The sequence below is a fragment of the Virgibacillus sp. GM2-2 genome, assembly GCF_055329585.1.
On the sequence record NZ_JBUZWC010000003.1, the window covers coordinates 16,821 to 30,355 of the forward strand.

Annotated in this window: 11 protein-coding genes; all 11 read right to left on the reverse strand. The window is 35.6% G+C overall.

Annotated elements, in window-relative coordinates:
- Nucleotides 1-453: 453 nt before the first annotated feature.
- Nucleotides 454-678, reverse strand: coding sequence for an RNA chaperone Hfq (hfq, locus tag ACY9Z2_RS05135; RefSeq protein ID WP_463608541.1), 225 nt, complete (start codon nt 676-678; stop codon nt 454-456).
- A 44-nt stretch (nt 679-722) separates the two neighbouring features.
- Nucleotides 723-1,649 (reverse strand): tRNA (adenosine(37)-N6)-dimethylallyltransferase MiaA, encoded by a 927-nt coding sequence (gene miaA / locus ACY9Z2_RS05140; RefSeq protein WP_463608542.1) that lies wholly within the window; start codon nt 1,647-1,649, stop codon nt 723-725.
- Nucleotides 1,650-1,662: 13 nt separating this feature from the next.
- Nucleotides 1,663-3,486, reverse strand: coding sequence for a DNA mismatch repair endonuclease MutL (gene mutL / locus ACY9Z2_RS05145; protein ID WP_463608543.1), 1,824 nt, complete (start codon nt 3,484-3,486; stop codon nt 1,663-1,665).
- 20 nt (nt 3,487-3,506) lie between these two features.
- Complete coding sequence (gene mutS / locus ACY9Z2_RS05150) at nt 3,507-6,080, reverse strand: DNA mismatch repair protein MutS (protein WP_463608544.1); 2,574 nt, start codon at nt 6,078-6,080, stop codon at nt 3,507-3,509.
- A 276-nt stretch (nt 6,081-6,356) separates the two neighbouring features.
- Complete coding sequence (locus tag ACY9Z2_RS05155) at nt 6,357-6,923, reverse strand: outer spore coat protein CotE (protein WP_463608545.1); 567 nt, start codon at nt 6,921-6,923, stop codon at nt 6,357-6,359.
- Between the two features lie 183 nt (nt 6,924-7,106).
- Entirely contained in the window at nt 7,107-7,535 is a 429-nt protein-coding gene (locus ACY9Z2_RS05160; protein WP_463608546.1) for a YlbF/YmcA family competence regulator, read from the reverse strand.
- Between the two features lies 1 nt (nt 7,536).
- On the reverse strand, nt 7,537-9,105 hold the full coding sequence (gene miaB / locus ACY9Z2_RS05165) for a tRNA (N6-isopentenyl adenosine(37)-C2)-methylthiotransferase MiaB (RefSeq protein WP_463608547.1): 1,569 nt from the start codon (nt 9,103-9,105) through the stop codon (nt 7,537-7,539).
- A gap of 316 nt (nt 9,106-9,421) precedes the next feature.
- Nucleotides 9,422-9,682 (reverse strand): stage V sporulation protein S, encoded by a 261-nt coding sequence (locus tag ACY9Z2_RS05170; protein ID WP_463608548.1) that lies wholly within the window; start codon nt 9,680-9,682, stop codon nt 9,422-9,424.
- 107 nt (nt 9,683-9,789) lie between these two features.
- On the reverse strand, nt 9,790-10,587 hold the full coding sequence (locus tag ACY9Z2_RS05175) for a TIGR00282 family metallophosphoesterase (RefSeq protein WP_463608549.1): 798 nt from the start codon (nt 10,585-10,587) through the stop codon (nt 9,790-9,792).
- Between the two features lie 91 nt (nt 10,588-10,678).
- On the reverse strand, nt 10,679-12,241 hold the full coding sequence (gene rny, locus ACY9Z2_RS05180) for a ribonuclease Y (RefSeq protein ID WP_463608550.1): 1,563 nt from the start codon (nt 12,239-12,241) through the stop codon (nt 10,679-10,681).
- 254 nt (nt 12,242-12,495) lie between these two features.
- Nucleotides 12,496-13,530 carry a recombinase RecA gene (gene recA / locus ACY9Z2_RS05185; RefSeq protein WP_463608551.1) on the reverse strand — a complete coding sequence of 345 codons (1,035 nt, stop codon included), beginning with the start codon at nt 13,528-13,530 and terminating at the stop codon, nt 12,496-12,498.
- Between the last annotated feature and the right edge of the window lie 5 nt (nt 13,531-13,535).

Consider the following 13,535-nt stretch of genomic DNA (forward strand, 5'->3'; position numbering starts at 1 on the left):
TAGAAAATTTGTTTATCGTAACTACATCGTTAAATTCCGCTTCGAACTAGGCAAGGAAGTAATATTTTTGAGCATACTGGAATGAATACATGTAGGATAACAGCTAGCGGACATACAATTCCTTATTTCTGAAAAATAAGAGTAAATGTGGTAGTTATCGGACTCAGGATGTCTTATTTGGGTTAAAACAGTTAAGAATCATGTTTTTTAGCTGAATAAGGTATCGTGTGTCCGATAATCTTCAAAATAACTCTAAAAAAGGTAAATAAGGCATCCTGAGTCCGTTTAACCCATAAAACACATCCGAAAAGTAAAAATAAGGACTTCTGTGTCTGCTACTGAATATACTCCACTAACTCAGGTGGATTACTTTGCAGTTCATCAAATTTTATGCTAAATAGGAATAACTGCAACAAAATAAGACGTTCACAAGTGAGTGAACGTCTTTTGTTCTTACTCTTTATCCAAAGATACGTTTTTAACAGGAGCAAACGTAGAAATCGCATGTTTGAAAATAAGTTGTTGTTTACCGTCCGTCTCAAGTAAGACAGTAAAGTTATCAAAAGCTTTAACGACCCCTCTTAATTGAAATCCATTAAGTAAAAACACAGTGACCGAAATGTGATCTTTACGTAGTTGATTTAAGTATTGCTCTTGAATGTTTACCGATTGAGCCATTGCACATCCTCCTTTTTCTATCTATATATTATTTACTTCTACTTTTATCTCAACATTCCTGCTAAATCCGTTAAAATTGTTTGAAATTTTTCATCAATTGTATTAGGTGTTACAGTATACCATGAAACGTCCATTTTATTTTTAAACCATGTATATTGACGTTTTGCAAATCTTCTTGAGTTCCGTTTAAGTAATTCAATTGCGTATTCTAAAGCGTATTCTCCTTTGAAATATGGAATAAACTCTTTATAGCCGATGGCACGCATAGATTGATGATTCTCTAAACCCATTTCATACAGTCTTTTCACTTCTACTAGCAGTCCATTTTGGACCATATGATCCACTCGTTGATTAATCCGTTTGTATAGTAATGATCTCTCCATCTCTAATCCGATAAGAATTGGTTTATATGATGAATCTTTTTGTTCTGCTTGGTATTCGGACATCGTTTTACCGGTACTTTCATATATTTCAATCGCTCGGATAAGTCTACGATGATTGTTTGGATGAATTTTTGAAGCCTGGATAGGGTCAATTTGTTTTAATCGGTTGTGTAAAAAAGAAGCACCATATTTTTTCAATTCATCTTCTATCTTGGCTGTGTGTTTTGGGTCTCTTGCATCATCAGCAAAGTTATAATTATATAATGTAGATTGAATATAAAGCCCACTTCCACCAACAATTATCGGTAATCGTTTTTTCTCGGTAATCTCATTTATATATTCTTTTACATTACGCTGAAAATCTGCCACTGAATATTCCTCATCGGGTTGTTTAATATCGATTAAATAATGAGGAATTGTTTCTTTTTCATCTTCAGAAATTTTTGCAGTTCCGATATCCATTCCTTTATAGACTTGCATCGAATCGCCACTTATTATTTCACCATTAAATTGCTTGGCAAGTTCAATACTTAATTTCGTTTTTCCTACAGCCGTAGGTCCCACAATGGCAACAACATTTGGTTTCATAAATTCCTCCTAGTTACATTACACGTTTAAACATTTTCTCCAATTCATAAGAAGAAAAATGCACAATTATTGGACGTCCATGCGGACATGTAAAAGGATCGGTCGTCTTACGCAAATCCTCTAATAGATGAAACATGTCTTTTTCATTTAAATAATGGTTTGCCTTAATGGAACCTTTACATGACATCATAATAGCGGCTTCCTCACGAACTGTCTCAATTGATACGGATTCATCCGACATTATCTGATCAACCATTTCTCGAATTACTTCTTCCTCGTAACCTGCTGGAAACCATACAGGATGTGAACGGATAATATACGTTTGGTTTCCAAATTCTTCAAAAAATAATCCTACTTTATTAAATTCATCTCTATACTGGTCAATAAATATAGATTCTTGTCTTGAAAATTCAAATGTCATAGGTATCAATAGCTCTTGTACAGTATTCTCAGCTTTACCTAGTTTATCTTTGAAAAATTCGTATTTAACCCGCTCTTGAGCAGCATGTTGATCAATCATATATAACCCATTCTCATTTTGTGCGAGTAAATAAGTTCCATGTAGTTGGCCGATTGGGTACATAATTGGTACCCTTTCCTTACCAGATTTTGATTGCGTAATAGGTTCTTCTATAATCTCTTTAGTAGTTTCGGTATTTTCTTTTTCGTTAATTTGAAACCCAGACGGAGCATAATCGCGATTTTTATCCTCAATTTTTGAATGATTCTCAGTTAGTGTTTGCGTATCAAATAAGATTGGTTCTTTCACTGATTGCTTTGGTTCATCGAATTCAATAGAAGGTTGATAAGATTGCTGTTTTCTTGGTTCAGATTTCTTTATTTCAGGTATAAGTGATGTTTCACGAAATGCACTTCTAATCATTTCTTCTATTAATTGAAATAATTCTTTTTCTTTACTAAATCGTACTTCTAGTTTGGTAGGATGAACATTTACATCAACTAAAATTGGATCCATCGTGATGGATAACACTACAATAGGTTTTCGTCCAATTGGAAGTAACGTATGATAACCGCTAATTACAGCCTGTGATAAAGGTATACTTTTAATATACCGACCATTAATTATCGTTGAAATGTAGTTTCTTGAAGCTCGGGTGATTTCTGGTTTCGCAATGTAACCTTCTACGTGAAAATCTAATGATTTCTTTTCTACTGGAATCATTTTTCTAGCTATATTCATTCCATAGACCTGAGAAGCTACTTGAAGTAAATCATCTGTTCCCGCAGTTTTAAAAAGCTGTTTTCCGTTGTTCGTTAATTCAAATCGAATATTCGGATGCGATAGTGCTAGTCGATTCATTAGGTCTGTAATATGTCCAAGTTCAGTATGGATCGTTTTCATATACTTTAACCGTGCAGGTGTATTGAAAAACAAATGCTCGACAAGTATTTCTGTTCCTTTCCTAGCGTCGCTTTTCGTTTGTTGAATGATTTTTCCACCCTCAAGTTCTAAATACGTACCAGATTTCAAACCTTCAGAAGTTTTTATTTTCAATTTGCTTACTGCAGCAATACTCGCTAACGCTTCACCTCTGAAGCCAAGTGTTCTGACATGAAACAAATCTGTCTCGTTTTTAATTTTACTTGTAGCATGGCGAAGAAAAGATTTAACACAATCCTCTTCAGACATTCCGTCTCCATCATCTGTTACTTTTATTTTCTGCAAACCAGCTTCTTCTATTTCGACTTTAATCCATGAGCTATTTGCATCAATACTGTTTTCAACTAGTTCTTTTACAACAGAAGCTGGGCGCTCAACTACTTCCCCTGCTGCTATTTTGTTTGCGAGTGCATCAGACATTTGGAATATTTTCATCCGAATTATCCTTTCTACTCCTACTTTTTAAGCTTTTTTTGCAGTCGGTTTAATTCATTCATCGCGTCTAGAGGAGTCATATCAAATAAATTCAATTTTCTTAGGTCTGTTAGTACTAATTCCTGCGATTTGTTTAGTGTAGAAGATTGTGTTGTTGTTTCTTCTGCAAAAAAAGATAGTTGACTAGTACCTTCTTTGTATTCTACTTTTTGTTTCGGATCATTCGTTTCAAATTCACGAAGTATAGAAGTTGCCCGTTCAATTAATGGGTTTGGAAGCTGTGCTAACTTAGCAACATGTATGCCATAGCTTTCATCAGCGGCACCTTCTTTAATTTGATGTAAAAATACAACGTTTCCTTCATACTCCTCAGCGCGTACGTGAATATTCTTTAATTTTGATAATGTTTTATCAAGTGCAGTTAATTCATGGTAATGAGTCGAAAAAAGTGTTTTTGCATGGATATGATCATGAATGTATTCGACAATTGCTTGTGCAAGTGCCATTCCATCATACGTACTTGTACCACGTCCAATTTCATCAAGCAGAATTAAACTTTTGTTTGTTGCGTTTGAAATAGCATGATTGGCTTCGAGCATCTCTACCATAAATGTACTCTGGCCGGAAACCAAATCATCTGCAGCTCCAATTCGCGTGAAAATTTGATCGAAAATAGTTAACTCAGCTTGCTCGCATGGAACGAAGCAACCTATTTGACCCATTATTACAGTCAGTGCAAGCTGTCGCATGTAAGTGCTCTTACCGGACATATTTGGACCAGTGATTAAAAGTACATCAGCATCCTGGCCTAAAAAAATGTCATTTGGTACAAATTCTCCATTTTTCATAACTCGTTCAACAACTGGATGTCGACCATTTTTAATGGATAGCGTATTTTTATTAAATGTTGGTCGTTTATAATTATAACTTTCACTTACTGTTGCAAAGGCAAGTAAAACATCCACTTTACTAACAGCTTCAGCAAGCTTCTGAAGTTCAGGAATATAGGCTTTTAACTGATCACGAATTGCAATAAAAAGCTCATATTCTAAATCGACACTTTTCTCATCGGCTTCTAATATTAATTGTTCTTTTTCTTTTAGTTCTGGAGTTATATATCTTTCAGCGTTTGTCAGTGTTTGTTTACGCTCATATCTCCCTTCAGGTAAAAGGTGAAGATTTGCTTTCGTCACTTCAATGTAGTAGCCAAAAACTCGATTATACCCCACTTTTAACGATTTTATTTTTGTTTCTTCTTTCTCTTTTTTCTCCAGTTCTTTAATCCATTGTTTCCCGTTTCTAGATGCATCCCGGTACTTGTCCAACATTTCATTATAACCATCTTTAATAAGGGATCCTTCCTTAATGGAGACAGGTGGATTCTCAACTAAGCTATTATCCAATAATTCTACAAGATTATTTGGAAATTGAATCTCATTAACTAGCTTACTGATTTGTTTTGATTCGAATTGATTTAAAGTAGCTACTAATTCAGGTATTTTGGCTAATGAATGTTTTAATTGAATTAAGTCTTTACCATTTACATTACCGAATGCAATACGACCGGACAGTCTCTCCAAATCATATACCGATTTTAAACATTCTTGTAGTGCATCACGTTCCATAAAGGAATTGTAAAATGCCTCAACGACCTCTAATCGATTTTCTATCAATTTTTGATTAAGTAACGGTCTTTCTATCCACTTTTTCAAGAGTCTTGATCCCATTGCAGTAACGGTTTTATCCAAAACCCATAAGAGGCTCCCGTGCTTTCCTTTTTTAATAATCGTTTCTGTCAATTCTAGATTTCGTTTAGAGTACATATCTAGTTTCAAAAATTGATCAAGCTCAATAATCTGAGCCGGTTGCAAGTGGTCAAGGGAACGTCTCTGTGTATACTGAACATAATTAAGCAAACGATTAAACGCCTTAACCAGACGTTGGTCATTTAATTGATCAAAAAGCTCTCTATATTCCCCGTTAAACGTAATTTCATCCTGATATGACAAGGTAACACTTAACTTGTCACGTAGTTGTTGTTGAAGGTCAGATGGCATTTTTGAAGAAATAACAACCTCTTTTATCGGTTGATTATATAATTCATGTATAACTGCATCCCATCCATTTGAAATTAACGCGATTTTGTTCTCACCTGTAGATAGATCATTATATACAATTACATAAGATTCATCTTCAAAGTAGGAAATACTAGCAATATAGTTATTTTCACCTTCACTAAGCATATTTGATTCCATTACCGTACCTGGGGTAATTAACTGTACAACTTCACGTTTTACTACACCTTTTGCCTGCTTCGGATCTTCCACTTGTTCGCAAATTGCTACTTTGTATCCTTTTTCAATTAAATTTCTTATGTAATTCGCAGCAGCGTGATACGGAACGCCACACATCGGAATTGGATCGTCCTTTGCAGCGTCACGTTTCGTCAATGTGATTTCCAATTCTCTTGCAGCTTTAATCGCATCATCAAAAAACATTTCATAAAAATCACCTAAACGAAAAAATAAAAAAGCATCCTTATAGTCAGCTTTAATTCGTAAGTACTGCTCCATCATTGGTGTATATTTCGGCATGCCTATTCCCCCAAAAAATCAACAATATTCTACAATGATTATAGCATATTTAGAAAAGTGGAAGCGACTGTTTAGCGGTGTACAAATAGATAGGCAGGTGAAAAGAAGGGTGTTCTTTCCCTACGTTCATCCTGACTATCTATTTTCTAGGCGCTAAGAGCTGCAACTAGACAAAGAAAAGTGGAAGCGACTGTTTAGAAATAGTCAACATCAAGAAGCTTATGCATAGGATTTTGAGCAAAAAAAATTACGAGAGAATGTTCCCTCGTAATTAGATTAATCCTTTTTACCTTTTAGAAAGTCTGGATCGATATCATCAAGCTCATCATTGCTTACATCGAAATCCCAATCATCGTCGTCATCATGATTGTGAATTCCTCTTGGATCAACTTTTACATATACTTTTGTATCTCCAATAATTTGTACTAAGAATTCTCTTTCGATTTCAACAACGATTTTATTGCCTTCATTTGCAATTTTGCATTCTAAGCAATTCGGTTGTTGGATTACCTTAGCAACTACATCGTAATCATCATTTATACATTGATCATCTTTAACGGAAAGCTTAATATTGTCACAGTAGGTAATTCTTTCAGTAACCACCTCTGTCTTGGTATTATCATTATAGGAATACCAGATATTAATATCGTAGCTTCCGTTCACTTCTACAGTATTTTTAGATTTTTTCTTAGCATGATACAAATGGTTAATTACCCAGCACCCTAAAATACTTGATGGCTTGTGGGATGGTGATACCGAATGTGTTGCTTCTACAAACCTACGCCCTTTACCGCAAACTGCCTTTGTAATGATTTCTCTATATTCTTGATCAAGAAAAGTCATAATTTCGTTTACCTCCTCTTTTTTCATAGTCATTTTATGCAAGACAAATACCTAAAGTGCATAGCAAAACCATGAATTTGTTTGAGGAGGTAAATAAATCATTTCTAGATGTTGACTAGACTGCCCTTTAGACCAAAAAAACCAATCGAGAAATATTTATTATCTCCCGATTGGATTATTGAATTAATGGCTACAACCAGAACCATTTTTTGATTTCGAACCTGTTTCACCAGACAATAAGTCCCCACCTGTTGAACGAATCACATCATTTGTTACTTCACGAGCAATCGTTCCTGATACAAGTTGTAAAACATCATTAACAACAATTTGTGTTTCTTTAAATTCTTGAACGATTGGAATATCATCAATTTCTGCTTGTAATCGATCAATCTCTTCTTCCACTCGTTTTAATGCCTCTTTTTTCTCGTAAGCTTGTAAATTAACAGCCTGTTTCTGTAATGCTTTTATTTTAGTAATAAGTTTTTGTACTTTTTGGCTCTCATTAATTTTTGCTTCTACTTCTTTAAACCGATCAATCTCTTCTGTATTTGCAAGCATTCTTGCCAGATTCTTTGCTTCATCTAAAATTTGTTTACGTGTATATTCAGCCATTTTACTTCACCTCAACTGTATTTTCTACCATAACACCATTTAATGACCACGTTTTTGCTTCAGTTATTTCAACTTCGACAATTTTACCAATCGCTGACTCTGGTCCTTTAAAGTTAACAAGCTTATTCTTTTCTGTATACCCTGCTAAAACATCAGGATCTTTTTTACTTTCACCTTCCACAAGCACTTTTACAACCTTGTTTTTATATTGCTTCATTGATTCTGCAGATTGTTTGTTTACTAGATCATTGAGGCGATACAAGCGCTGTTTCTTCACTTCCATTGGTACATTATCTTTCTTTTTCGCGGCAGGTGTGCCTTCACGAGGTGAATAAATATACGTGTAAGCAGCTTCAAAACCTACTTCTTCCATTAATGTCATTGTCTCCTCAAATTGTTCATCTGTTTCATTCGGGAAACCAACGATAATATCAGTTGTAAGCGTAGCATTTGGTATAGCTTTACGGATTTTTGCAACTAGTTCCAAATATTCCTCTCTCGAATATTTACGATTCATTCGTTTCAATACTTCACTACTTCCAGATTGAACAGGAAGGTGAATATGATCCAGTAAGTTACCGCCTTGAGCTAACACTTCGATTAAGCGGTCATCAAAATCCCTAGGGTGGGACGTTGTGAACCTCACTCTTGGGATATCAATTCTATGAATATCATCCATTAAATCACCTAGACCATATGCGATATCCTCTAAATCTTTCCCATATGCGTTTACATTCTGTCCAAGTAATGTGATCTCCTGATAGCCTTGTGCTGCCAAATGGCGTACTTCTTGAATAATATCTTCGGGTCTACGGCTCCGTTCTTTCCCTCGAGTCATTGGAACGATGCAATAGGTGCAAAACTTGTCACAACCATACATTATGTTTACCCATGCTTTTATTTTACCTTTTCGAACTTTTGGTAGATTTTCAATTATATCTCCCTCTTTTGACCACACTTCAACTACCTTAGCTTTACCAAACATTGCTTCCTTAATCAATTGAGGTAAGCGATGAATGTTATGTGTACCAAAGATTAGATCTACTTGAGGGTGCTTTTTCAAAATTCGATTTACCACAGATTCTTCCTGTGACATGCATCCACATACACCTAAAATTAAGTCTGGTTTTTCTAGCTTTAAAGGTTTTAAATGACCAATTTCACCAAACACTTTATTTTCAGCATTTTCCCGGATTGCGCATGTATTTAACAAAATAATATCTGCGTCCTCCGTGTTAGTGGTTGATTCATAGCCTAGTTCTGTCAAAATACCAGCCATTACCTCCGTATCGTGCTCATTCATTTGGCATCCATATGTACGGATTAAGAATTTTTTACCCATCCCGATGTTCTCAATATCCTCAGGGATACCAAAATCATAATGGACATTAACTTTGTCACGACCACGTTTACGTGCCTTATTAAGATTTGGAGGTTCGTAGGTTGTTTCAAAGTATTTGGCAAAATCTGCACTTGTTTTTTCGTGTAAAGGTTTGTCCTGTCCGGATTTTCTGTCCGCGGCATCTTTTTGGTTTATTTGAGACATCTCTTTTCGTTGTTCCTCATTCATTTTTATGACTCCTTTCTTTATGTAAATACACAGAGGTGTATCGATTTTCATTATTACAGTATAAAGCCTAATATCAAAATAAACAATAGATGCGGCACTTAGTCCAACCAAATATGATTTATTTAGATAAAAGTTTTGATTATTGTCATAATCACGCTAAAAAACTTGGGCTTCTACATACTTTTAGGAATAATAGTTTACTACCGATTCAAAAAGTTCTTTACTTTCTTGATTATAACGCTAAAATACCAGTTTAAATGCGAAAAAATAGTGCTATACAAAATTGTATAGCACTTAAAATTTGGATAAAATCTCATTAACGAGGTTCTATTATGAGTTTTATTGCAGTGCGCTCTTCATTATCAATCAAAATATCCGTGAATGCAGGAATACAAATTAAATCTACCCCACTAGGTGCTACAAACCCTCTTGCGATTGCTACTGCTTTAACGGCTTGGTTCAATGCACCAGCGCCGATAGCCTGCATCTCTGCTGAGCCACTCTCTCGTAGTACATTTGCAAGTGCGCCTGCTACTGAATTTGGATTTGATTTTGCTGAAACTTTTAATACATCCATTACTAGTACCTCCCTTATTTGCTAAATGTAGTTCTATAGCTACTATATTCTTGGAGATGATAGCTTATTACCCTATTATGCATTAAAGATTCTAAACATTCAAATAGTCACCCGAAAAATGGGTGGTCATCATTAATTAAAACGCGCTCTATATTTGAGGTTTTCCCACTTTTTTCGTCTATCGTTACGACTACTCCATTTAATTGTGTTCTTCCCTTTTTATCTATTTCAAAACGTACGGGTAAACTAGTTAAGAATCGTTTTGTAACAGCATCTCTTTCAACACCTAAAATACCATCGTATGGACCAGTCATTCCTACATCAGTTATATAGCCTGTACCTTGAGGTAAAATTCGTTCATCTGCTGTTTGTGTGTGTGTATGTGTCCCAACTACAGCGCTTACTCTTCCATCTACATACCAACCCATTGCCTGCTTTTCACTGGTAGCCTCCGCGTGAAAATCTAAAAAGATAATATTCGTTATTTTTTTTGCTTCCTCAATCAGTTCATCTACCTTACGAAACGGATCATCGAGAGGAGGTAGGAATGTTCTACCTTGCATATTGATAACTGCTATTTCCTTACCATTTATATTACTATAAACGATACCTTTACCAGGAGTATCTTCTGGGAAATTTGCTGGTCGAATCATATATTTAGCTTCATCAATAAATTCAAAAATGTCTTTTTTATCCCATGTATGGTTACCCATTGTAATAACTTGAGCTCCGTACTCTAGAAACTCCTTATATATTTTCTCCGTAATACCTTTACCACTGGCGGCATTCTCACCATTAATGATTGTCATATGCGGTTTAAATTTTTCCTTTAATTTTGGTAAATAATCCTTAACCATGTCTCTACCTGGCGATCCTACAACATCACCTATAAACAATATTTTCATCGTCTGTATCATCCTATCTATTAAATTATGATTAGTGTTTCACAACATGCATCTAAAGTCAAAAAAAATAAAAGCGGAACGATGTCCGCTTTTATTTCGCATACTCAACTGTTCTTGTTTCTCGAATAACAGTAACTTTAATATGTCCAGGATAATCAAGTTCATTTTCAATTCGCTTTCGTATATCTCGAGCAACTCGTACAGACTCAAGATCATCAATTTCATCTGGTCTTACAATGATTCGAATTTCACGACCAGCTTGAATTGCAAATGATTTTTCAACACCTGTAAATGACTCTGAAATTTCTTCTAGTTTTTCCAAACGTTTGATGTAGTTTTCAAGCGTTTCACTTCTTGCACCCGGGCGAGCGGCTGATAGTGCATCTGCTGCAGCCACAAGTACAGAAATAACGGAGGTTGCCTCTTCGTCACCATGATGGGAAGCTATAGCATTAATAACAACTTCATGTTCGTTATATTTAATACCTAATTCTTTTCCGATTTCTACGTGACTTCCCTCAACCTCATGATCAATGGCTTTACCGATATCATGAAGAAGTCCTGCTCTTCTCGCTAATTTTTCATCTTCACCTAACTCTGCAGCAAGCAATCCAGATAAATAGGCAACTTCAGTCGAATGTTTCAATACATTCTGACCATAGCTAGTACGATATTTTAGACGGCCAAGTATTTTGACAAGATCTGGATGTAGGCCATGTACTCCGATTTCGAACGTTGTTTCTTCTCCGACTTCTCGTATATATTCGTCAACTTCTCGCCTAGCCTTATCCACCATTTCTTCAATTCTAGCTGGATGGATTCGACCATCTTGAACAAGTTTTTCTAAAGCCATACGAGCTGTTTCTCTTCGAATTGGATCAAAGCCAGATAAAATTACTGCTTCTGGTGTATCATCAATGATTAAATCAATACCAGTTAAGGTTTCTAATGTACGTATGTTACGACCTTCACGTCCAATTATCCGCCCCTTCATTTCATCATTCGGAAGGTTAACCACAGATACTGTAGTTTCGGCTACATGATCTGCTGCACAACGTTGTAACGCCAAAGAAAGAATGCTTTTTGCTTTTTTATCCGCTTCTTCTTTCGCACGATTTTCAGCTTCTTTTATCATCAACGCTGAGTCGTGAGTTACCTCTTGTTCGATTCGTTCTAAGATTATCTGTTTAGCCTGGTCAGATGTATATCCTGAAATGCGTTCAAGCTCCGTTTGCTGCTGTGCAATCATAGCTTCCACTTTGCTTTCCATTTCTTCAATTTGTTGTTGTTTTTCTGCTAGTGAATTTTCTTTCTTCTCTAACATGAGCTCACGCTTATCAAGCGTTTCACTTTTTCTGTCCAGATTTTCTTCTTTTTGCATTAGACGGGTTTCTTGCTTTTGTGTTTCATTTCGTCGTTCGCGTAAATCTTGTTCCGTTTGCTGGCGAAGTTTATGATTTTCTTCTTTCGCCTCAAGAAGTGCTTCTTTCTTAGAAGCATCTGCATTTCGATGTGCTTCATCAACTATTTGCTTGGCTAATTTTTCTGCACTGGAAATTTTAGCCTCTGCTATAGATTTACGAATCAGATAACCAACAACAATACCGACGATTAGGGTAAGCAAAATGGAGATGACTAACGTTAAAAAGTCCATAGTTTCACCTCCCATTGCTATAAAGTTGTACAAAAACATTATTTGTCGGCATGTACCAAATTCTGCTAAAAAATATCATTTTTTGTATAATGAAATAAAAATAATTATACAATCTAATTTTAATTGCCAATTATACCAATGTCAAGGAATCGTAAAAATTATTCACATTGAATTGTAAACATTTAAAAATACTAAAAAATTCTCTCTCGATAAACGAAGAGAGAACTTTCTATTGTTTGTATTCTATAAAAATATTAAATATCCAAACTTTCTTGTCCAGCTTCAACTGGCTCCTCAGGTGTTGCATCCAAATTATAATGTTTACGAATAGTTTCTTTAATTTCTTCTAAGATTTCCTGATTTTCTTTTAAGAATTGTTTTGCATTTTCACGCCCTTGACCAAGGCGTTCCTCGTTATAAGAATACCAAGAACCACTTTTCTGTACGATATCTAGATCGGAGCCGATATCAATCAATTCGCCTTCTCTGGATATTCCTTCTCCATACATAATATCTACTTCAGCCACTTTGAAAGGTGGAGCCACTTTATTTTTAACAACTTTAACTCTAGCTTTATTTCCCATGATGTCATTACCTTGTTTAAGTGTTTCTGCTCGTCGCACTTCTAATCGAACAGAAGAATAGAATTTAAGTGCACGTCCGCCAGGAGTAGTTTCTGGATTTCCGAACATCACACCAACTTTTTCTCTAATTTGGTTAATGAAGATTGCTGTAGTCTTAGATTTGTTGATAGCACCAGATAACTTTCTCAAAGCTTGTGACATCAAACGCGCTTGAAGTCCAACGTGTGCGTCTCCCATTTCACCTTCAATTTCAGCTTTTGGTACAAGTGCCGCTACAGAGTCAACAACAATGATATCTACTGCACCACTTCGCACCAACGCCTCGGCAATTTCTAAAGCTTGCTCACCAGTATCAGGTTGTGATAATAACAATTCATCAATATCAACACCCAATGCTTTAGCATAGTTAGGATCAAGTGCATGCTCTGCATCGATAAATGCCGCTTGCCCACCTTGACTTTGTGCTTCTGCAATCGCGTGTAAAGCCACAGTTGTCTTACCAGAAGATTCAGGTCCGTATATTTCTACAACACGTCCACGAGGATATCCACCAATTCCTAATGCTACATCCAGTGCTAATGAACCACTTGGAATAGTTGCAATTCGTTGCTCTGCCGTTTCCCCTAGTTTCATGATAGATCCTTTACCAAATTGTTTCTCTATGCTTCTCAACGCCATATCTAACGCTTGTTTTTTATCGCTCAATGAGA